Origin of the sequence: Marinobacter sediminum, assembly GCF_016820575.1 — a bacterium.
Lineage (GTDB): Bacteria > Pseudomonadota > Gammaproteobacteria > Pseudomonadales > Oleiphilaceae > Marinobacter > Marinobacter sediminum.
The window spans coordinates 73,225-94,671 of the sequence record NZ_JAEMQH010000005.1 but is presented as its reverse complement, the minus strand read 5'-3'; the positions used below and the strand labels follow the sequence as shown (position 1 = coordinate 94,671).

Annotated in this window: 24 protein-coding genes; 23 read left to right on the top strand and 1 reads right to left on the bottom strand. The window is 57.5% G+C overall.

The window, feature by feature from the left end:
• Positions 1 to 7: 7 nt before the first annotated feature.
• From rpmJ to rplQ, 6 genes are all read left to right on the top strand, one after another.
• Positions 8 to 121 carry a 50S ribosomal protein L36 gene (rpmJ, locus tag FGO67_RS16470; RefSeq protein WP_008174902.1) on the top strand — a complete coding sequence of 38 codons (114 nt, stop codon included), beginning with the start codon at positions 8 to 10 and terminating at the stop codon, positions 119 to 121.
• A gap of 140 nt (positions 122 to 261) precedes the next feature.
• Positions 262 to 618, top strand: coding sequence for a 30S ribosomal protein S13 (gene rpsM, locus FGO67_RS16465; RefSeq protein WP_012139789.1), 357 nt, complete (start codon positions 262 to 264; stop codon positions 616 to 618).
• A gap of 13 nt (positions 619 to 631) precedes the next feature.
• A complete protein-coding gene (rpsK, locus tag FGO67_RS16460; RefSeq protein ID WP_007153992.1) occupies positions 632 to 1,021 on the top strand; it encodes a 30S ribosomal protein S11 in 390 nt (129 codons plus the stop codon).
• Between the two features lie 18 nt (positions 1,022 to 1,039).
• Positions 1,040 to 1,660, top strand: a complete 621-nt coding sequence (rpsD, locus tag FGO67_RS16455; RefSeq protein WP_070970489.1) for a 30S ribosomal protein S4 — start codon at positions 1,040 to 1,042, stop codon at positions 1,658 to 1,660.
• 35 nt (positions 1,661 to 1,695) lie between these two features.
• Positions 1,696 to 2,700, top strand: a complete 1,005-nt coding sequence (locus FGO67_RS16450) for a DNA-directed RNA polymerase subunit alpha (protein WP_041341478.1) — start codon at positions 1,696 to 1,698, stop codon at positions 2,698 to 2,700.
• Positions 2,701 to 2,733: 33 nt separating this feature from the next.
• Positions 2,734 to 3,132: a 50S ribosomal protein L17 gene (gene rplQ, locus FGO67_RS16445; protein ID WP_041341481.1), complete on the top strand. Its 399-nt coding sequence runs from the start codon at positions 2,734 to 2,736 to the stop codon at positions 3,130 to 3,132.
• A gap of 94 nt (positions 3,133 to 3,226) precedes the next feature.
• On the opposite strand, the gene uvrA is transcribed toward rplQ, so the two are convergent.
• Entirely contained in the window at positions 3,227 to 6,049 is a 2,823-nt protein-coding gene (gene uvrA, locus FGO67_RS16440) for an excinuclease ABC subunit UvrA (RefSeq protein WP_203301758.1), read from the bottom strand.
• Between the two features lie 185 nt (positions 6,050 to 6,234).
• On the opposite strand from uvrA, the gene FGO67_RS16435 reads away from it, so the two are divergent.
• The 17 genes from FGO67_RS16435 (at position 6,235) to FGO67_RS16355 (ending at position 21,435) form a co-directional block, all read left to right on the top strand.
• Complete coding sequence (locus tag FGO67_RS16435) at positions 6,235 to 7,605, top strand: MFS transporter (protein WP_203301757.1); 1,371 nt, start codon at positions 6,235 to 6,237, stop codon at positions 7,603 to 7,605.
• A gap of 58 nt (positions 7,606 to 7,663) precedes the next feature.
• Complete coding sequence (gene ssb / locus FGO67_RS16430) at positions 7,664 to 8,191, top strand: single-stranded DNA-binding protein (RefSeq protein WP_203301756.1); 528 nt, start codon at positions 7,664 to 7,666, stop codon at positions 8,189 to 8,191.
• Between the two features lie 199 nt (positions 8,192 to 8,390).
• On the top strand, positions 8,391 to 9,323 hold the full coding sequence (locus FGO67_RS16425) for a type IV pilus biogenesis protein PilM (protein WP_238942531.1): 933 nt from the start codon (positions 8,391 to 8,393) through the stop codon (positions 9,321 to 9,323).
• Entirely contained in the window at positions 9,320 to 9,925 is a 606-nt protein-coding gene (locus tag FGO67_RS16420; RefSeq protein WP_203301755.1) for a PilN domain-containing protein, read from the top strand. Before FGO67_RS16425 ends, FGO67_RS16420 begins: the two co-directional genes overlap by 4 nt.
• A complete protein-coding gene (locus FGO67_RS16415; protein ID WP_203301754.1) occupies positions 9,925 to 10,626 on the top strand; it encodes an MSHA biogenesis protein MshJ in 702 nt (233 codons plus the stop codon). Before FGO67_RS16420 ends, FGO67_RS16415 begins: the two co-directional genes overlap by 1 nt.
• Before the next feature lies 1 nt (position 10,627).
• Positions 10,628 to 10,975 carry a hypothetical protein gene (locus FGO67_RS16410; protein ID WP_238942530.1) on the top strand — a complete coding sequence of 116 codons (348 nt, stop codon included), beginning with the start codon at positions 10,628 to 10,630 and terminating at the stop codon, positions 10,973 to 10,975.
• Between the two features lie 17 nt (positions 10,976 to 10,992).
• Positions 10,993 to 12,702 (top strand): pilus (MSHA type) biogenesis protein MshL, encoded by a 1,710-nt coding sequence (mshL, locus tag FGO67_RS16405; protein ID WP_203301753.1) that lies wholly within the window; start codon positions 10,993 to 10,995, stop codon positions 12,700 to 12,702.
• 1 nt (position 12,703) lies between these two features.
• The gene (locus tag FGO67_RS16400; RefSeq protein ID WP_203301752.1) at positions 12,704 to 13,543 is read left to right on the top strand and encodes an ExeA family protein; all 840 of its coding nucleotides are present in this window, start codon (positions 12,704 to 12,706) and stop codon (positions 13,541 to 13,543) included.
• Positions 13,540 to 14,661 (top strand): superantigen-like protein SSL4, encoded by a 1,122-nt coding sequence (locus tag FGO67_RS16395; protein ID WP_203301751.1) that lies wholly within the window; start codon positions 13,540 to 13,542, stop codon positions 14,659 to 14,661. Before FGO67_RS16400 ends, FGO67_RS16395 begins: the two co-directional genes overlap by 4 nt.
• 2 nt (positions 14,662 to 14,663) lie before the next feature.
• Positions 14,664 to 16,430 (top strand): GspE/PulE family protein, encoded by a 1,767-nt coding sequence (locus FGO67_RS16390; protein WP_203301750.1) that lies wholly within the window; start codon positions 14,664 to 14,666, stop codon positions 16,428 to 16,430.
• Positions 16,430 to 17,659: a type II secretion system F family protein gene (locus FGO67_RS16385; protein ID WP_203301749.1), complete on the top strand. Its 1,230-nt coding sequence runs from the start codon at positions 16,430 to 16,432 to the stop codon at positions 17,657 to 17,659. Before FGO67_RS16390 ends, FGO67_RS16385 begins: the two co-directional genes overlap by 1 nt.
• A 609-nt stretch (positions 17,660 to 18,268) precedes the next feature.
• Entirely contained in the window at positions 18,269 to 18,784 is a 516-nt protein-coding gene (locus FGO67_RS16380) for a prepilin-type N-terminal cleavage/methylation domain-containing protein (RefSeq protein WP_238942529.1), read from the top strand.
• A gap of 36 nt (positions 18,785 to 18,820) precedes the next feature.
• Positions 18,821 to 19,273 carry a type II secretion system protein gene (locus FGO67_RS17260; RefSeq protein ID WP_203301748.1) on the top strand — a complete coding sequence of 151 codons (453 nt, stop codon included), beginning with the start codon at positions 18,821 to 18,823 and terminating at the stop codon, positions 19,271 to 19,273.
• 33 nt (positions 19,274 to 19,306) lie between these two features.
• The gene (locus FGO67_RS16370; protein ID WP_203301747.1) at positions 19,307 to 19,756 is read left to right on the top strand and encodes a prepilin-type N-terminal cleavage/methylation domain-containing protein; all 450 of its coding nucleotides are present in this window, start codon (positions 19,307 to 19,309) and stop codon (positions 19,754 to 19,756) included.
• Positions 19,753 to 20,250: a prepilin-type N-terminal cleavage/methylation domain-containing protein gene (locus tag FGO67_RS16365; protein WP_338039588.1), complete on the top strand. Its 498-nt coding sequence runs from the start codon at positions 19,753 to 19,755 to the stop codon at positions 20,248 to 20,250. The genes FGO67_RS16370 and FGO67_RS16365 overlap by 4 nt, the downstream gene beginning before the upstream one ends.
• Positions 20,250 to 21,029: a type II secretion system protein gene (locus FGO67_RS16360; protein ID WP_203301746.1), complete on the top strand. Its 780-nt coding sequence runs from the start codon at positions 20,250 to 20,252 to the stop codon at positions 21,027 to 21,029. Before FGO67_RS16365 ends, FGO67_RS16360 begins: the two co-directional genes overlap by 1 nt.
• A complete protein-coding gene (locus tag FGO67_RS16355) occupies positions 21,019 to 21,435 on the top strand; it encodes a hypothetical protein (RefSeq protein ID WP_203301745.1) in 417 nt (138 codons plus the stop codon). The genes FGO67_RS16360 and FGO67_RS16355 overlap by 11 nt, the downstream gene beginning before the upstream one ends.
• The last annotated feature ends 12 nt before the right edge of the window (positions 21,436 to 21,447 follow it).

Sequence of the window (21,447 nt, the reverse complement as noted above, 5' to 3'; positions counted from 1 at the left end):
GTCGACAATGAAAGTACGCGCTTCGGTAAAGAAAATTTGCCGTAACTGCAAAGTAATTCGTCGCAATGGCTCAGTACGAGTCATTTGCTCGGAGCCTCGCCACAAGCAGCGTCAGGGTTAATCCTTCGGGACAAAACCTGATAACGCAAAGGGGTTCGGAATACTGGCGCTTGACTTCGACAGGAGTCAGGCGCTATTATTTCGCGCCCTTTTTGTGGCGGAAAATTCACACAGCAAAGCTTTGAACGCGGAGTAATTTGGATGGCACGTATAGCCGGTGTCAATATACCCGATAACAAACATGCTGTTATCTCGCTGACATACATCTTTGGTGTTGGCAAGACAACAGCCCAGAAGCTTTGCGATGCAACCGGCGTTAAGCCGGACGTCAAGGTCAAAGACCTGAGCGACGAGCAGCTTGAATCACTTCGTACTGAAGTGGGCAAGGTGTCTGTCGAAGGCGATCTGCGTCGTGAAGTACAGATGAACATCAAGCGTTTGAAGGATCTCGGATGTCACCGTGGTCTGCGTCATCGTCATGGCCTTCCGGTCCGTGGCCAGCGCACCAAGACCAACGCTCGCACCCGTAAAGGTCCACGCAAACCTATTCGTAAGTAACAGGTAGGCAAACATGGCAAAGCCAGGTACACGTACCCGTAAAAAGGTGAAAAAGACGGTTGTTGATGGCGTCGCGCACATTCACGCGTCCTTCAACAACACTATCGTGACCATTTCTGACCGTCAGGGCAACGTCCTGTCCTGGGCTACCTCTGGTGGTTCCGGTTTCCGTGGGTCACGCAAGAGTACACCTTTTGCTGCGCAGGTAGCAGCTGAAAGAGCCGGTAACGCGGCTGCTGAATACGGCCTTAAAAACCTGGACGTAGAGGTTAAGGGTCCTGGGCCCGGACGTGAATCTGCAGTTCGTGCGCTCAACGCGTGCGGCTACAAGATCACCAACATCACAGATGTGACGCCGATTCCCCATAACGGCTGTCGTCCGCCCAAAAAGCGCCGCGTCTAACACAGGAGACAGTGAAATATGGCTCGTTATATAGGCCCGAAGTGCAAGCTGTCTCGTCGTGAAGGGACAGATCTTTTTCTAAAGAGCGGTGTTCGCGCGCTCGATTCCAAGTGCAACATCGAGACTCCGCCGGGTATGCACGGCGCGCGTCGCGGTCGTCTGTCCGAGTACGGCGTTCAGCTTCGTGAAAAACAGAAAGTTCGTCGTATCTACGGCGTGCTTGAGAAGCAGTTCCGTAATTACTACAAAGAGGCAGCCCGAATCAAAGGTGCAACTGGTGAAAACCTGCTGCAGCTTCTGGAAGGCCGTCTGGATAACGTTGTATATCGCATGGGCTTTGGTTCTACCCGTGCCGAATCCCGTCAGCTCGTTTCTCACAAAGCGATCCTGGTGAACGACAAGGTAGTGAACATTGCTTCCTACCAGGTCAAGCCGGGTGACGTTGTGAGCGTGCGCGAAAAGGCCAAGAACCAGCTTCGCGTAAAAGGCGCGCTGGATCTGTCTGCAAGTCGTGCACCGGTGAGCTGGGTAGAGGTCGACGCCAACAAGATGTCCGGCGTTTACAAGTCAGTGCCTGAGCGTACTGAGCTGCCGGCCGACATCAACGAGAACCTCATCGTCGAGCTTTACTCTAAGTAAAGCCCAGTTAGCAACGATAGCAGATAGGGGCGTCTATGCAGCGTTCAGTACATGAGTTATTGACACCTCGTACCATTGACGTGAAAGAATCCAGCGCCACGCGTGCCAAGGTGACGCTCGAGCCTCTGGAAAGAGGTTTTGGGCACACCCTGGGCAGCGCGCTGCGCCGTATTCTCTTGTCCTCGATGCCGGGCTGCGCTGTAACTGAAGCGCAGATCGATGGCGTCTTGCACGAGTACAGCGCCATTGAGGGTGTCCAGGAAGACGTCATCGAGATTCTTCTGAATCTCAAGGGCGTCGCCGTGAAAATGAACGGTCGGGACGATGCCGAGCTCACGCTCAGCAAGAAAGGCCCGGGCGTTGTCACCGCCGGTGATATCAAGCTCGACCATGATGTTGAGATCGCCAACCCGGAGCACGTGATCTGTCACCTGAGCGAAAATGGTGAAGTGAACATGCGTCTCCGTGTTAACCGCGGTCGCGGCTATGAGCCGGCAGACCAGCGTGGTCTCGACGAGGACGAAACTCGCGCCATTGGACGCCTGCAGCTGGATGCAACTTTCAGCCCGGTCCGTCGTGTGGCTTACTCCGTGGAAAGTGCACGGGTAGAGCAGCGGACTGACCTGGACAAGCTGGTGATTGATCTGGAGACCAATGGGACGATCGATCCGGAAGAAGCAATTCGCCGGGCCGCGACCATCCTCCAGCAGCAACTGGCGGTGTTTGTTGATTTCGATCATGAAAAAGAGCCAGAGCGTGTAGAGGAAGAGGAAGAAATTGATCCGATCCTGTTGCGTCCGGTTGATGATCTGGAATTGACAGTGCGTTCAGCTAACTGCTTGAAGGCTGAGAATATTTACTACATCGGCGATCTGATCCAGCGCACTGAAGTTGAGCTGTTGAAGACGCCTAACCTTGGTAAAAAGTCGCTGACCGAGATCAAAGACGTTTTGGCGTCTCGTGGTCTGTCATTGGGCATGCGTCTTGATAACTGGCCGCCGGCTAGCCTTCGTGGCGACGACCGGGTGTTGGGCGGTTAATCGCCGATTAGTTTAAGGTAAGGAATAAGAGCAATGCGTCATCGTAAGAGTGGTCGTAAGTTCAGTAGGACCAGTGCGCATCGCAAGGCCATGTTCCGTAACATGACTGCGTCACTGGTTGAACACGAGCTGATCAAAACAACGCTGCCGAAAGCCAAAGAGCTTCGTCGAGTAGCTGAGCCTTTGATCACGCTTTCAAAGAATGATTCGGTCGCGAATCGTCGTCTGGCGTTTTCTCGCCTGCGTGACGATGCAGCGGTAGCCAAGCTGTTTGATGAGCTTGGCCCTCGTTACAACGAGCGTCCGGGTGGTTACCTTCGTATCCTGAAGTGCGGTTTCCGTGCTGGTGACAATGCCCCGATGGCATTTGTTGAACTGGTCGGTCGTCCGCTGGATATCGAAGCGGAAGAAGTGGACGAAGGCGAGGAGTAAGTTCCTCGGCTTCGGCCAATAAAAAAAACCGGGTTCCGAAAGGTTCCCGGTTTTTTTGTGTCTGGCTGGTGGGCGGGCTTTACCCGCCCGCCGGTTACTTGCTCAGCATGGATTTGAGGTACTTGCCGGTGTGTGAGTCGGGATTCTCCGCCACGTCTTCCGGTGTACCTTCGGCGATGATCTGGCCGCCACCAGAGCCGCCCTCCGGTCCCAGGTCGATAATCCAGTCTGCCGTCTTGATGACGTCCAGGTTGTGCTCGATCACTACAATGGTATTGCCGTGGTCGCGCAGGCGTTCCAGAACGTGCAGCAATTGCTGGATGTCATAGAAGTGCAGGCCGGTGGTTGGTTCGTCCAGAATGTATAGGGTCTGGCCAGTGTCTCGCTTGGACAGTTCTTTTGCGAGTTTGACCCGCTGGGCTTCACCGCCGGAGAGGGTGACGGCGCTCTGGCCCAAGCGAATGTACGAGAGGCCGACATCCATCAGGGTCTGAAGTTTGCGGGCCAGAAAGGGCACCGCATCGAAAAATTCCCGGCCTTCCTCGACGGTCATCTCCAGGACTTCGTGAATGTTTTTGCCCTTGTACCGAACTTCCAGGGTTTCCCGGTTATAGCGCTTGCCTTTGCAGACATCGCAGGGCACATACACGTCCGGCAGGAAGTGCATCTCCACCTTGATGACACCGTCGCCCTGGCAGGCCTCACACCGCCCCCCTTTGACGTTGAACGAGAAGCGCCCCGGCTTATAGCCCCGGGAGCGAGCCTCCTGGGTGCCGGCGAACAGCTCACGAATGGGGGTGAACAGTCCGGTGTAGGTGGCCGGATTGGAGCGCGGTGTTCGGCCTATTGGGCTCTGGTCAATATCAATGACCTTGTCCAAATGGTCCAGGCCCTTGAGTGATCGGTAGGGCGCGTGGCTTAGGCTGGTGGCCTTGTTCAGTTTGGCGGCCGAGACCGGATACAGGGTGCTGTTGATCAGGGTCGACTTGCCAGAACCGGAGACACCGGTAACGCAGGTCATGATGCCCAGTGGCAGGTTCAACGTGACATCCTGGAGGTTGTTGCCTGTGGCACCGGTCAAGGTGAGCGATTTGCCGTTGCCTTTGTTGCGGGTCTTGGGCACCGCAATCTCGCGCGTGCCATTCAGGTATTGCCCGGTCAGCGAGTCGGGGTGGTCGATAATCTGCTGTGGCGTGCCTTGGGCAATGATCTTGCCGCCGTGGATGCCGGCGCCGGGACCGATATCAATGACGTGATCGGCGGCCCGAATGGCGTCTTCGTCGTGCTCGACTACGATCACCGTGTTGCCGAGATCCCGAAGATGGGTAAGCGTGGCAAGCAGGCGATCATTGTCGCGCTGATGCAGGCCAATGGACGGTTCGTCCAGAATGTACATGACACCGACCAGGCCGGCACCAATCTGGCTGGCCAGGCGGATACGCTGGGCCTCGCCGCCCGAGAGGGTATCGGCGCTTCGCTCCAGGGTCAGGTATTCCAAACCAACATTGACCAGGAACTGGAGGCGCTGGCGCACTTCTTTCAGGATCTTTTCTGCGATCTCACCCTTGCGGCCGGGCAGGGCCAGGTGCTCAAAGTAATGATGGGCCTCGCCGACCGGCAGCCGGGTTACCTCGGGCAGGTTCCGTTTTTCGATAAACACGTGGCGGGCACTGCGACGCAACCGTGATCCATGGCAGGCCTTGCAGGGCTGGGTGCTCAGGTTGCGGGCCAGTTCTTCGCGCATGCTCTGGGATTCGGTTTCCCGGTAGCGGCGCTCAAGGTTGGGCAGAATGCCTTCAAACGGGTGCGCCTTTTCCATGATGTGACCACGGGAGTTCACGTACCGGAAGGGGATGTCCTCGGTGCCAGAGCCGTTCAGGAGAACGTCCTGGAACTCTGAGGGCAGTTCGATCCAGGGCGTTTCCAGGTCCATGCCGTAATGGTCGGCAACACTGCCGAGCATCTGGAAATAGTAAACGGCCCGGCGATCCCAGCCTTTGATGGCACCGGCGGCCAGAGTGGCTTCGGGGTGTTGGATGATCTTTTCCGGATCAAAGAACTGCTTAACGCCCAGGCCGTCGCAGGTAGGGCAGGCGCCGGCAGGATTGTTGAATGAAAAGATCCGTGGTTCGAGTTCGCTGAGGGAATAACCGCACTGCGTACACGCGTACCGCGCCGAAAAGGTGTGTTCTTCACCTTCGCCAGTCATGGGCGCCACCAGCGCAATGCCATCGGCCAGTTCCAGGGTGGTCTCGAAACTTTCTGCCAAGCGCTGTTCCAGGCCGGGTTTAACCTTGAACCGATCAACCACCACATCAATCTGGTGTTTGCGCTTCTTGTCCAGGGCCGGGATGTCGTCGATGTCGTACACGGTGCCGTCGACGCGCAGGCGGATAAAGCCCTGGCTCTTCATGGTATCGATGACCTGCTGGTGTTCGCCTTTGCGATCTCGAATCACGGGCGCCAAGATCATCAGCTTGCTGTCTTCGGGCATGGCCAATACCTGGTCCACCATCTGGCTGATGGTTTGGGCTTCTAATGGCTGGTCATGGTCCGGGCAGCGCGGCTCTCCGGCGCGGGCAAACAGCAGACGGAGATAATCGTAGATTTCGGTGATGGTACCGACGGTTGAGCGGGGGTTGTGCGATGTCGATTTCTGTTCAATGGAAATCGCCGGCGACAGGCCCTCGATGTGGTCGACGTCGGGCTTTTCCATCATCGAAAGAAATTGGCGTGCGTAGGTCGACAGGGATTCCACGTACCGGCGCTGACCCTCGGCGTAAAGGGTATCGAAGGCCAGGGATGATTTGCCGGAGCCGGACAGGCCGGTGACCACAATCAGTTTGTCCCGAGGCATATCGAGGTCGATATTCTTCAGGTTGTGGGTGCGTGCCCCTTTGATCTGGATGTGGTCCATAGTACCTCGCTCAAATAAAAACGAAAATTATACCGCGTTCGAGTGGCTGCGGCGAAGAAACCGGATGTTTGGCCGACCGGGTGGCTGTGCCGTGATCGGCTACCTTCTGATACAATGCGCCGCCTGCGAAGGCCTGCCGCTTTTGCGGCCATCTGCTTCTCAACCCCAGCTGAGGTAGTGCTTCAATGAACGCGCTGGAAAAACGATCGGTTTCAGCCCTGGCGTCTGTCTATGCAATGCGGATGCTCGGCCTGTTTATGGTCATGCCTGTGTTCATGTTGCTGGGTAATGATCTGGATGGCGCCACCCCGGCGCTGCTGGGTTTTGCCATTGGCGCCTATGGCTTGAGCCAGGCACTGCTACAGATTCCCTTCGGCATGCTGTCCGATCGGGTTGGCCGCAAGCGAATGATCTACATCGGGCTGGTGCTGTTCGCCGCAGGTAGTCTGCTGGCCGCTTCCACCGACTCCATATACGTTGTGATCGCTGGTCGGATTCTTCAAGGCGCCGGAGCGATTGCCAGTGTGCTGATGGCGCTGCTGAGTGACCTTACCCGGGAAGAAGAGCGAACCAAGGCGATGGCGACGGTCGGGATTTCGATCGGTTTGTCGTTTTCGGTGTCGCTGGTGTTGGGGCCTTTGATCGGTTCGGTCTGGGGGCTGTCGGGCATTTTCTATGTCACCGCTGCACTTGCGGCTATCGCCCTTGTGGTGGTCCATCGGGTGGTGCCAACGCCGCATCAGCATCGAATCAGTGCCGATACTCACCCGGCCCGGGAGATGCTGGGCAAAGTACTGTCGGATCGCCGTCTGCTGCGTCTGGATTTTGGGATATTCGCGCTTCACCTGGTGCTGACAGCTCTGTTCCTCGCGTTTCCCTCTATCCTTCAGGACAGCCTGGGGCTGGCCAGTCGCTCCCACTGGTGGTTTTACCTCAGTGTGATGGTGACGTCATTCTTCGCCATGGTGCCGTTCATCATCATTGGTGAAAAGAAGCGCAAGATGAAGCCGGTGCTTTGCGGTGCCATCGCTCTGCTGATGCTGGCGACCGCGGGCCTGGCCAGTGTCGCGGTAGGATTGGCGGCGGCGTGGGGCTTGCTGTTTTTCTTCTTTATGGCATTCAACCTGCTGGAGGCAAGTTTGCCGTCGCTGATCAGTAAGGAGGCGCCGGCGGCCAGCAAGGGCACTGCGATGGGGGTCTATTCCACCTCTCAGTTTATGGGCGCCTTTCTGGGTGGGGCTCTGGGTGGTGTGCTGCTGGAGCAGTTCGGGCTCAACGGCGTGCTCTGGTTTATGGTCGCAGTTCTGGGGATCTGGTTCCTGGTTGCCCTGACCATGCCATCGCCGGGATACACCTCCAGTTTCGTGTTACAGTTGCAGCAGGCTGTAGCTGGTGAGTATGACGAAATCGACGACAGCCTGCGCCGGCTTCCCGGTGTCCAGGATGTGGTCATTGTTGAGGGTGCTGCAACCGCCTACCTTAAGGTGGATCGGCGGCACTTTGATGAAGCGTTACTGGCGGACTTTTCCTTTGTTCGGCACGGTAGCAAATCTTGAAATTTGGAGACCTGCAAGGAGCGCGGGTCGTCCCTGAAAACAGAGTCAGGAGCGGAACATGGCACGAGGCGTAAACAAAGTCATTCTAATCGGGAACCTTGGTCAGGATCCTGATACCCGTTATACCCCGAACGGCAATGCGGTGGTCAACCTGAACCTTGCCACTGACGAGAGCTACAAGGATCGTCAGACCGGCCAAATGGTGCCAAAAACCGAGTGGCACCGTATTGTGCTGTTCGGAAAAGTGGCCGAAGTGGCCGGCCAGTACCTGCGCAAAGGTTCCAAGGTCTACATCGAAGGCAAGCTGCAAACCCGCAAGTGGCAGAACAAAGAAGGTCAGGATGTTTACACCACAGAAGTGGTGGTGGACATCAATGGCCAGATGCAGATGCTGGACAGCCGCGGTGAAGGCGGCATGAACCAGGGTGCACCCGCGGGGCGTCCGCAGCAGTCCAATTACAACGCGCCGGCGCCACAGCAGAACAACAACCCGCCGCCACAGCAGCAGTCGGGTGGCTATAACCAGCCTTCTCAGGGAAGCATGCCTGAGCCGGTGGACGACTTTGATGACGACATCCCCTTCTAAGAAGGGTTGTAGAGGCCTCCGTTTACGGAGGCCTTTTTGTTAAAGAGGTGCAAAAACACGTGAAATTGCACCATAAACGTGGAGTTAGGTTCGGTTTCTAATTTATGATGTCATTTAATGTAACAAGCAGTGCTATTACTCCCAGAAAAATAATAAATTAGGGTCGGCGTGTGGCCCAGCATCTACCTGAAAGACCTCCATGAAAAAACGCTCCATTCTTAAAAAGATCACCGATAAATTCAGTGGCACCAATGGCCACCTGCGCGTCGGTCTTGAAATTCGACCTGACGGCATTGCCTGGGCTGAAGCTTCTGGCACGGCTATTCCTGGATTTGGTTTCGAAGATTGTCGGCCGGCCAAGCGGGCACAGGTGTTACAGGGCCTGGTTGGTAAGCGCGGCTGGACCGGCGCGAACACTACCCTGGTGTTGCCGCTGGACCAGTACCAGGTGTTCCAGATGGATCGCCCGGATGGCATCGACGAATCCGAGTTGAGTGACGCCCTGCGATGGAAGCTGAAAGACCTGCTGGATTTTAGTCCGACCGATGCGGTCTCCGATGTTTTTCCTTTCCCTGAAGATGCCTCCCGCGGCCGCGGAGAATTGGTCAATGTGGTTGCCGCGCGAAAGTCCCTGGTCAGCGAACTGGTTGCCCTGGTGAATGGCTCTGGCCTGCACCTGGAGTGCGTGGATATTGCCGAGCTTGCGCTGCGCAACCTGGTTAGCCAACTGGATAACAACCAGCGTGGTGCTGCACTGGTCCACCTGCGGGAAAGTTATGGCCAGATGGTGGTGTGCCGCGAAGACACCCTGTACTTGTCCCGTCGTCTTGATGTCGCCGCAGAAGATCTGCGCGACGCTGGCCGCCAGGAAAACGCGGTGCAGTCGCTGGCGCTGGAAATGCAGCGATCCCTGGATTATTACGAAAGTCAGTTGGGGCAGGTGCCGCCGGCGATGATCAGGCTGGTGGCTCGCGACAGTGCGCTGCCCCTGGCGTCCATGGTGTCTTCCTACGTCGCGGCCGGTGTTGAAATGCTCGACTGGGCGGCGCTGGGGGTTGAGCGGCCGGTTGATAGCCGCTGTCTTCCTGCCTGGAGTGTCAGTCTCTCGAAACAATCGGGGGTGCTGTCATGACCCAGCAGGTGAATTTGTACACCCAGGAGCTAAGGCCCCGGAAGGAAATCCTGCAGGCCGGCGCCCTGGTAGCTCTGGTGGCCGTTTTGGTGGTTGCGCTTGGAGTTGGTTTAGCGGTTATCCGCTATCAGAACAGCGAACTTGAAGCGCGGGTAAGCGCGCTGGAGTCGCAGACACAAACTCTGGAGCAGAATGTGGTCCAACTGTCAGAGAGTGTCAGTGCCCGGCAACCCGCACCAGAAATCCAGGACGCGCTGGATCGAGTTACCGAAACTCTGGCCCGTCGTCAAAAACTGCTCGAGAGAGTGGAAGGCCTGATCCTGAATGATGGCGGACGGTTCTCGCCACAAATGGCGGCGCTGGCCCGGCAAATCCCGAAGGATGTCTGGTTGACCGGCATCCGGCTCGATGCCCAGCCGTCGCTGGTGACTATCGAAGGTCGGGCGCGTTCGGGAGCGTTGGTGCCAACCTATCTCGAGAATCTTGGAAACGAGCCAGTCTTTACCGGCCAGACATTTGGTGCCTTTCGGCTGACGCGGCCCGAAGAGGGCCGGTGGATCGAATTTCACGTGGCCACGGAACGGGCAGGGGAGAACAACTGATGGCGACTTCCTGGCGCGATTCTTTGCAAACCGGTGCCGATTTGTTCAACGAGCGGCCGATACGGGAACGGGTACTGATCACCGTCACCCTGCTGGTGTTGGTGCTGTTTATCGGCTGGGAGCTTGCCATTACCCCGGCCATGAACCAGCAGGACCGGCTTGAATCCCGCCTTGGCACTTTAGCTGCCAGCAGGGACAGCCTGTTGGCTCAGCAGCAGGGCCTGACCAATCAGCTGGCCTCGGACCCGTCCGAGACATTGAGAGACCAACTCGACGCACGGCAGAAGCGATTGGCCCGGCTGGATCGCCAGATTGCCGACACCACCGGCAAACTGATTGCGCCCAGGGCGATGGTGTCTCTGCTTAAAGACATGCTGGCGGCGCAGGCATCGTTGGAACTTCAGACATTCGAATTAAAGACGCCGACGCCGGTTTACGGCCCAGGGGCCGAAGGGGCAGATGCGAAGGCGACAGCCGCCGAACGGGAAAAGCAAGGTGGCCCGCTGCTGTACGCTCATGATGTGGAGCTCAGCATTCTGGGCAGCTACCTGGACGTACTGGCGTACCTCAAACGTCTCGAGGGCCTGGATAACCGGCTTGGTTGGGTGGTGTTCGAATACGATGCCGAAAACTGGCCAGCGGGTGAGGCCATTATCCGGGTTCGGACACTCAGTCTTGAGCCAGCCTGGTTGGGGGTGTGACATGATTCGATCGAACGTGGGCAGTCGGCTGTGGTTAGCCCTGATGCTGTTAGGTTGCGGCTTTGGATTGGCGGCGCCTGCCTCTGCACTCCAGGATCCAACCCGGCCACCTGGCTTTAATGACGCACCGGCAAAATCCGCGCCCCTGGCCGACCTTGCCCTGCAGTCTATTCTGGTAGGCGCGGAGCGTCGGGTTGCCGTTATTAATGGCGAGCCCCGCGCCGAGGGCCAGTCTTTCGATGGCATCCGTGTGCGCAGAATCCATCGGGATCGGGTTGAGGTAATCGACCGTGGGCGCGCTCGCACGCTGTATCTCGACAAGCTACCGCAGGTACGCAGAACCCAATGACCAATGAACGGAAAATCATGACTTCGATGAGACCAATGGCTGTCCTGCTGATCGCAGCGACCCTGACGGCGTGCAGTAACAATCCGCTCATGCGCACCTCCAACGCGACGTCGACCGATGTAGCCGATGACATTCAGCGCAGTCTGGCTGAGGCCGAGCGGCAGTCGGTAGCCGCGGATGTCGCCGACAACAAGGCCGCAGCTCTGCCCGCCGAGGTCAGTGCGGCTCTGTTGCCGCCCTTGTCTCAGGGCCAGGATCTGGACGAGCGGTTTGATGTGAATGCCAGCGGCATTCCGGCAGGCAGTTTCTTCGAATCCCTGGTAGATGGCACCCGTTACAACGTGGTGGTTTATCCGGGGGTCGAAGCGGTCATTGATCTGCGACTGCGGGATGTGACGGTACCCGAGGTCATGGACATTGCTGCCGACCTCTACGGCCTGGATATTCAGCGCAGTGGTCGGTTGTACAAAGTGAATGGCGACCGGATTCAAACCCGGATGTTCCCGATCGACTACCTGCACTTCAAACGCAAAGGTGGCTCAGAAACCCGTGTCAGCTCCGGTCAGGTGAGCGGAACGCAAAGCGGTAACGGAAATGCCTCCAACGGTGTCGGCGATAACGGCGGCAACGAGACTCGTAACCTGGTGGGTACCACCATCTCCACGGCAACGGAATCGGACTTCTGGTCCGACATTGATCAGGCTTTGAGCATGATTATCGGTCGTGACGACGATAGCCAGGTGATCGTTAATCCCGGAGCCGGCCTGGTGATGGTTCGTGCCGGTGCCGACGATTTGCGGCTGGTGGAAGAATACCTTCGCCGTACTGAACTGATCATGCAGCGCCAGGTGGTGCTTGAGGCGAAGATCCTCGAGATCATTCTCAACGAGGGCTACCAGCAGGGCATCAACTGGTCTGACTTGCAAAGCGCTTCCAGTGTTACCGCCTCCGATGGCCTGCCCGAAGATTTTACTGCCCAGGCGTTGAGCGGGCAGGTTATCCGGACTTCAGACATCGGTGGCCTGTTCTCGGCGAGCGTTCGCGCCGGAGACTTCACCGCACTCATCGAGTTGCTGGGTGAGCAGGGCAATGTGCAGATTCTCTCCAGCCCAAGGATCTCCACGGTCAATAACCAGAAAGCGGTGATCAAGGTCGGCACCGACGAGTTCTTCGTCACCGATATCGACTTTGATGATGACAACTCCGCCGTGACCGGGGCCGACAGCACTTCCACTTCGGTAGAGCTGACGCCGTTCTTCTCTGGTATTTCCCTGGATGTCACGCCGCAGATTTCCGAATCCGGCAGCATCACCCTGCACGTTCACCCCTCGGTGAGCGAAGTGGATGACCAGAACAAAGTGATCACCATTGGTGAGCGCGATGTTACCTTGCCATTGGCAATCAGCACCGTGCGGGAAACCGACAGTGTAATCCGCGCCGAGAGCGGCCAAATCGTGGTCATTGGCGGCCTTATCCAGAACAGCAGTGAAGACACCAACTCGGCGGTGCCGTTCTTCAGCGACATTCCTGTCGTGGGTGAGCTGTTCAAGCAGCGCCGGTTCCAGTCCCGCAAAAGCGAACTGGTTATCCTGCTGCGCCCGGTTGTTTCAGAACCTGCTCGAGTTACCGCGGACATTGCGGCCAGCCGTGAGCGTATGAATGTGCTCCGCGAGCTGCTGCAATCGTCGAAATCTGTTACCCCAGAACCGGAGAAAGCCCGTCGCTAGCATGTACGAAGCCCATTTCGGACTGCAGGAAGCACCGTTCGCATTGACGCCCAACACCCGCTATTTTTTGCGGGCGCCAAGCCATAGTGACGCGCTGGAATTGCTGTTGGTGGCGTTGAGCGAGCGCGAAGGTTTTATCAAGATCACCGGCGAAGTTGGCACCGGCAAAACCCTGCTGTGCCGAATGCTGCTGAATGAGCTGGAACAGAAAGCTCATACCGCCTACATCCCGAATCCGCACTTGGACCCCGATACCCTGTACGAAGCGGTCGCTGAGGAGTTGGGAGTGGATGTCTCGGCCTGTGCCAACACTCATCAGATCCTGAAAGCCCTGAATGAAAAGCTGATTGGCCTGGCGATGGGACAGAAACAGGTGGTACTGGTCATAGACGAAGCCCAGGCCATGCCGGAGGCCACCATTGAGGCCCTTCGGCTGCTGACCAATCTTGAGACCGAGAGCGTACGGCTGCTGCAAATCGTTCTGTTCGGGCAACCCGAGCTGGATGCCCTGCTGCAGAAAGACAGCCTGCGCCAGTTGCGCCAGCGCATTACTTTCCACTACCGGCTAGCCCCGCTGGATCGACAGTCGGTGGCCCAGTACCTGCGCCACCGCGTGTCTCAGGCGGGCTATAACGGTGGTGACCTGTTCTCGGCTGCGGCGTTGCGTCTGATTACCCGCTCATCCGGAGGCATTCCCAGGTTGGTGAACATACTGGCGCATAAGGCCATGCTGTCCGCTTGGGGCGTGGGTGATCGGCAGGTGAATCGTCGGCACGTGGCCCGGGCGATTCGTGACACGGAAAGCGTCCGGTATCCCGGTTTGTTGGCGAGGTGGCTATGAGTCTGCTCAATGATGCTCTGCGAGCCGCCGAACAGCGCCAGGGCCGCCCGGAGGTTTCGACCGCCTACACTGGCCAGGTAAATCGGCAGCCGGCCGCTCGTCGCTGGTTGGTTCCGGTTATGGCGGTGTTGCTGGTTATTCTTGTGGTCGTCGTTGTGTATGGCTATTTCTTCCGTACACCGGTAGCCGAGATCCAGGTGACAGAACGCACGGCAGCACCAGCCCCGGCGGCCGTACCGGAAGTGACGGAGCAGCCGAGCGACCCTGCGTCGACAGCAGAATCTGAATCGGGCCACGCGCCCGAGCCCGAGCCCGACGCTACCTCGCCAGAGCCACAAACCGAGGCTGAAATTGCCGACACTGCGCCGGTGTTAACGCAGCCAGTGCCACAGCCACGTGCGCCATCCAATAAAATTGAGACAAAGCGCCAGCCTCAGGAACCTGCCAAGGTAGCCTCACAGCCGGCTGAAGCGACGCCGAAGCCCGAGCTCGAATCTGCAGAGGCTCAGGCTCAGGGTCGGGCGCCGGCGGTCAAACAGGTTCGCGAGACTGCGGAGACCATCGATCTGCGGGTGAGCCGGGAAATTGCCCGGTTGCTGCGAGCGGGTGAATCGAGAGCGGCTGAACAGATGCTGGCGGACGTGGCCTCTAATCAGGTGGCACCGGTGAGTCGAGGCGTCTACGCTCGGGCCATGTTGCTGCAGGATTCTCCAGGGTGGGCGCTGCCCTGGGTCTCCGGCGAGGAAGCCCAGGGCTACCCTGAGTTACGTTTACTGAGAGCCCGGGCATTACTGTCGATGGGCCGCTTGAATGAAGCCGTGACTACCCTGTCCCAGGATGTTCCGCCGGTGGCTGACAACATTGAGTACCGGATTACGCTGGCCACCCTGACGCAGCAAGCCGGCGAGAACGTTGAAGCGGCACGGCACTGGTCAGCATTGATTGCCGTAGACGACAGCCAGCCAACCTGGTGGGTCGGTCTTGCTATAGCCCTTGAAGCCGGGGGCCAGACTGCTGGTGCCTTGAAGGCGTACACGCAGGCGGCCCAGCTACCTGGTTTGTCGCAGTCGCTGGCGGACTATGTTCGTAACCGTATGACACTATTGCAGGCAGGATAGAGATGACGGAGCACAAGAAAAAAATCCGCATAGGTGACCTGCTGGTCCAGAACGATGTCATCACTGAACAGCAGCTGATGACGGCCCTGCGGGAACAGAAGAATACCGGGCGCAAGCTTGGCCGTACCCTGATTGATTTGGGCTACGTGGATGAAGATAACCTGCTCAACATCCTGTCCCGGCAGCTTGAGGTTCCCTTTGTTCAGCTGCGGCACTATCAATTCGATAATGAGCTAGTGAAAAAACTGCCGGAAGCCATGGCACGACGTTTCCGCAGCATTGTGCTGGCGGAGCAGAGTGGCGACCTGCTGGTTGGCATGGCCGATCCCCTCGACATTTTCGCCTACGACGAGCTGGTTCGAATTCTCAAACAGCCAATCAGGCAGGCGGTGGTGCGGGAGAGTGAACTGCTCAGTACCATCGATCTGGTTTACCGTCGTACCGAGGAAATTGCCTCGCTGGCGGAAGAGCTGGAAGACGAGCTGGGCGATGATGCTTTTGACCTGGCCGACTTGTCCGCTGAGTCCGAAAGCACCGAAGCGCCAGTGGTTAAGCTGCTGCAAACGTTGTTCGAAGATGCGGTGCAGGCCCGCAGTTCCGATATTCATATCGAGCCCGATGAAACCGTGGTTCGGATTCGTCAGCGGGTCGATGGCGTCCTCCAGGAGCAGGTGATGAAGGAAAAGCGCGTCAACGCCGCGCTGGTCCTGCGTCTGAAACTGATGGCCGGGCTTAACATCTCGGAAAAGCGACTGCCCCAGGATGGCCGATTCAATATTCGGGTGAAAGGACGAAGCATCGACGTGCGGATCTCCACCATGCCGGTCCAGTATGGAGAATCGGTGGTGATGCGACTGCTGGATCAGAGCCAGGGCATGCTGAACCTGGATGCCACCGGCATGCCGGCGGAGCTGATGGAGCGGTTCCGGCGCATGATCCACAAGCCCCACGGCATGATTCTGGTGACCGGGCCAACCGGTAGCGGCAAGACCACCACCCTGTACGGCGCTCTGAGTGAACTGAACCGGCCGGAAGTAAAGATCATCACTGCCGAAGACCCGGTGGAATACCGGTTGCCGCGAATTACCCAGGTGCAGGTGAACCCGAAAATCGGCTTGGAATTTGCCGGCGTTCTGCGTTCTGCGCTGCGTCAGGATCCCGATGTGATTCTGGTGGGCGAGATGCGTGACCAGGAAACGGTGGACATCGGGCTCCGGGCCGCCATGACCGGTCACCTGGTGCTCTCCACCCTGCACACCAACGACTCCATCAGCAGCGCCATGCGCCTGATTGATATGGGGGCGCAACCGTTCCTGGTCGCCAGCTCGCTGCTGGGCGTGGTTGCCCAGCGCCTGGTGCGGCGGATCTGTGAGAACTGTTCCGAGACCTATCAGCCCACCGATCAGGAACAGATCTGGCTGGATAGCTTTGATCTCGACCCCCTGGATCGGGAGGCCGGTTTTGTTCATGGGCGCGGATGTTATCAGTGCAGCAATACCGGCTATAAAGGCCGTGTCGGCGTCTATGAGTTGCTGGAAATGAACGAAAGCATGCTTGACGCCTTGCGGCGCCAGGACGTTTCGGGGTTCACCCGGGCGGCTCGCCAGGGCGAGCTTTACCGTCCGCTTGGCCACTGCGCCATGGATTACGCGCTGCAAGGGGTAACCACCTTGGAAGAGGTGGCCCGCGTGGCGGCAACCTCGGAAAGTGACTTTGAAGACACCGCTGAAGTGCCGCTCTTGGGTGAGCCTGAGGGGAGCACTGCCTGATGCAGTTCAGCTACCGGGGCAAGGACGATCGGGGAATTCTGCAGCAGGGGTCGCTGGTGGCCGCCAATGCGGATGCCGCGGCCTCGGAATTGATGCGTCGGGGCATTACCCCGCTCACCATTCGCGAGCAACAAGAGCAAGCGTCCTTGGTCGACCGGCTGAACAACGTGCCGCTGTTCCGGAAGAAGGTGACTCTGGATGAGCTGATCGTTTTTTGCCGTCAGATGTATGCCCTCACCAAAGCCGGTATACCACTCATCCGTACCATGCGGGGGCTGGCAGATACCACCCGGTCACCGGTGCTGGCGGAAGTACTGGGAGACGTAACCTCACGGCTTGAGGGCGGCACCACCATGGCGACGGCCATGCAGGCGCACCCGGAGGTATTTTCGGAGTTGTTCATCTCCATGATTCACGTCGGTGAAAACACCGGCATGCTGGACGATGCCTTCAAGCGGTTGTCGGAGATCCTGGAGCTGGAACGGGACACCAAACGCCGGCTCAAGCAGGCTCTGCGTTATCCCACATTTGTGGTGGTCGCCTTGCTGGCCGCGCTGATGGTAGTGAATTTTCTGGTTATCCCCAAGTTCGCCTCGGTGTTCAACAAACTGGGCGCAGATCTGCCGTTCCTGACCCAGGTGTTGGTAGGCACCTCGAATTTTCTGATTGGCTACTGGTACGTGATGCTGTTTGCGGTGGCCGCTGGCGGCCTGCTGCTAAGACAGTGGAGGCGCACCGAGCAGGGCGAGTTGACCTGGGACCGGTGTAAGCTGCGAATGCCCATCATCGGGCCGCTGCTGGAGCTCATAACCTTAAGCCGGTTTGCGCGTAATTTTGCGTCCATGCTGGCGGCGGGCATGCCGGTAACCACCGCGCTGACCGTCGTGGCGGACGCCACCGACAATGCCTGGATATCCAAGCACATCAAAGAGATGCGGATGGGGATCGAACGCGGCGAAAGCCTGTTGCGTACCGCTCGCCAAAGTGGCATGTTCACGCCCCTGATCCTGCAGATGATTGCCGTGGGGGAAGAAACAGGCTCCGTGGATGACATGCTCAACAACGTCGCCGATTTTTACGACGAAGACGTGGATTACGGGCTGAAGCGGCTGGCGGAATCCATCGAGCCGATCCTCATCGTGGCCATGGGCGTGCTGGTGCTGATCCTTGCGCTGGGCGTATTTTTGCCGATCTGGGACCTGGGAGCCGCTGCGATGGGGCGGGGCTAGGATTGGTGAGGGCCGCTGACGCTGCAACTGATCAGGCCATCCGTCGACGGTTCCGGCTTGTGGTTGCCCTGATCGTTATGGCGCTCTTGTGGTGGTGGGTGCTTGGAGCCCTCGACCGCAGGGCCGGCAAGGTGGAGCAGATCGCCGTCGACAGTGTGCTTAGCCAGCTCAGGGCCGCAGTTCTGATTAAGAGCGCAGAGGCAATGCTTGAGCGTCCGCAGGGCTTTGACGAGAGGGCTGGCGGCAATCCGTTTGAGTGGCTGAAGCAGCAATGGGGCCGCTATCTGGGGCGCTGTGAAGGTAGCTATCCACTGCCAGGACACTGGTGTTTTTGGGTAAGTGTACAAAAAGAAACAATAAATCACCCCAAAGGGTGGTTGATTTATCGACCGAATCGGCCGATAACCCTATTAGGGCGACAGTTTGGTCCTTCTGCTCCGGCTGCGTGGCGTGTGGCACTTGAACACGTTGGCCTTCCAAGAGATGCCAGCAGGAACTCTGAGGAGCGAGCCAGCGGTTTGTCACTAGAGATGGTTAAACCGGACACCGGTGAGCCAGTGTTGCAAGTGCAACGCTGATATTCAGAAAACAGTGCGATGGAGCATCAGGATGCAGGCACAATTAATAAAAAAACACAGTGGCTTCACGCTCATTGAACTGGTGGTGGTAATCGCCATCCTCGCGATTCTGGCAGCGTTTGCTCTGCCTCGTTTTGCACAGCTTTCAGAGCAGGCGCACCAATCCAGCATCCGGGCGACATCGGGGGCTTTGGCTGCCGGTGTCGCGCTGGCAAAGACCCAGTGGGTATCCAATGGATTCACCACTGCTCAAACAGATGTCCAAGGTTTTGGTAACGGATTGGTGGACGTAAGCGCTGATGGCTGGGCCACGTCGGTTGCCTCAGACGACACCAGTGCCACCATGGATGCTACAAAATGTCAGGAAATCTGGGCAGGCCTGTTGCAATCAAATGCGCCGACTGTATCGGCGGTGCCCGCCAATAACCCGGATTACCTGATAACCGTCGCGGCTGGTGATTGTGTATTCACCTACCAGTTGGACGGGCAGGGAAGCAACATCGAATACGACGCCAACACAGGCGAAATCACAACAACCATAAACTGATTTAACGCACTCAACACTGAAAGACGGAGCAGTACCATGAACGCTATGGCAGCAATTCAATCGAAGAAAGAGAAAGGTTTCACCCTCATTGAGCTGGTGATGGTGATTGTGATTCTAGGGATTTTGGCGGCGTTTGCTTTGCCACGGTTTGCAGATTTGAGTGGTGATGCAGAGCGAGCGTCGGTGGCCGGCGCCCAGGGCGCGGTAAAATCGGCGTCCGCTATCGTGCGATCAGCATTTTTGGCAGGGCAGGCCACGACCAATGCATCAGGTGATACCGTTGTAACTCTCGAAAATGAGGAGATTGTGATCGCCAATGGGTATGCTTCTGCGGCAGCTATTGCAGATGCAGCCCAGCTATCTTCTGAATATGGAAATGGCGGTGATACAAGTGACGGTGTAGCTGACTTTGCTCAGGGAGCATGCAGTTTTTCCTACACTGAAGCGGCATCTGGTGGAGCGCCAGTAGTCTCCGACGTTAGCTGTTAATGGTTAAGCTCAAGAAAGGGGGAGCTGAATCAAATGGAGCGCCAGCGATCACCCGGTTTTACTCTCGTGGAACTCGTGATGGTTTTGGTGCTCATTGGAGTGCTCTCAACCCTTGGGGTTGGACTGTTAGCTAGTCGCTCTGCCTTTTCTCCTTTTTTGGCAAACCAGCAACTGGCCTCTGCAACGCTGCTCGCTCAACAGGCAGCGTTGGCAGGGAACCCAGCCAGTGCTCTCGCCATTGAGCAGACACCCGATATTTTCCGCTTCACAGTCGGTCCAGCTACTACTAACCCCAGAGTTTTCGAGTTATCCCGAGCCGGGACCTCTCTGTCGGTTGCTGGTGGTTTGCCCCTGACATTGACCTTTAATGCCAATGGTGTGCCTACGTCCGGCGCTAATCTCAGCCTTACATTTTCTGGCGAGTCTACTTTTCAAACCTGCCTGAGTTCTCGCGGTGCGGTCTATGCCGGAGCTTGCCAGTGAGCCTAGTGAGCGAGCAGCGTGGCGCAACCCTGGTGGAGCTGGTCATCACCATCGTGATCATTAGCGTGGCTATTGCGGGAGTAGTGGGGGCATTCTCACTGGTCGCCGGACGCAGTGCCGACCCTCTTAATCAAACTCGGGTGGTCGAACTGGCACAGCTGTACATGGACGAAATTCTCACCAAGAAATACGACAACAACACGCCTCAGGGTGGCACGCCGAAGTACAGCGGCAGCTGCAACATCGGTGCAGAAGCGGGCGAAAATCGCGGTAATTTTAACGACGTTGATGACTACAACGGATTAACTGATTCGCCACCCCGCAGCGCCGAATCAGTGCTGAATGGTTATAGCGGGTTTTCGGTTTTCGTGACGGTTGCTTGTGCTGGGGCGGACGTTGGGTTACCTACCTCACAAGCGAAGCGCATCGAACTAAATATTCAGGCGCCGGGTGATCAGAGCTTCATTATGTCTGCCTATCGGGCGAATTTCTGATGACGCGGGCGCGCGGCTTCACGCTGATTGAACTGATCATGGTGATCGTCCTGTTGGGGATCGTCGCGACGGTGTCTGTGAGGTTTGTGAGCCTGTCCACTCAGGGAGCTATTGATGTCAGTTCTCGACAGCAGAGGGCTCTCAAAGGCGTAGTAATTTCCGAGCAGATAAGTCGGGAGATTCGGGAGGCCCTGCCGACTTCTATTCGGGTGTCGGGCGATAACCGTTGTCTGGAGTGGTTTCCTATACAGGCAGCCTCGGTTTACCGAGACCTGCCGAACGGAGCCAATCCGGACAGTTTCCAAGCCGTGCCTTTGCCCGGGGGGACTACGGCGGAAGGCCGCGTGGTGGTATACGGTTACTCTGGCAATCTCTATAACCCAAGCAACCCGGGTCCCATTTCTGGCAATGCGACCATGCCGACTGGGTCGCCTTTGGTAACGGTAGATCTCGACTCCCCACACCGTTTTAACGGAGGTTCGCCGCAGCGCCGGTTCTTTATAGTCGATGAGCCGGTAACCGTCTGTCAGGACGGTAGTTTTTTGTACCGGTACCGCAACTACGGAATCAATAGCGCGATTGCGACCGGCCTACCGTCCTCTTACCCTAACCGAGAGGTGGTTGCGGCTAACATCACGTCAAATTCCGTTCGATTCTCATTCGTTCCACCCTCACTGCAGCGAGGCGCAGTGGTTCGTTTTGCCTTTGAGTTGAACGATCCCACTACGGGAGAAACCACTACAGTCGACCAAGAGGTACAGATCCGAAATGTACCCTAACCATATGCTCCATTTGCAGCAAGGCGCTGGCTTGCCGGTGGCAATCTTCGTTATCACGGTATTGGCATTGATCGTGGTTGGCATAGCGCAAATTCAGGACAGCACGGGACAATCCGTGAGCCTTCAAATTCAGTCCCAGAGGGCGTTTTATGCAGCGGAAAGTGGTGCTCAGGTAGGATTGCGGGATGCTCTAGAAAGCGACAGCTGTGGTGCGGTTCAAAGCCCGCTGGCATTTACTTCTCCAGGCCTGGCCGGATGCGAGGCTCAAGTCAGTTGCGAAATATTGGTCGCAGATATTCAGGGAAACGGCAGCAACGATACGGTTTACGTTCTCATCAGTCAGGGCAGTTGCGGTACCGGTAGCCCTGATGCGGCCACCAGGACCATTGAAGTGAGGGCTAGATAATGCGGAATTTTC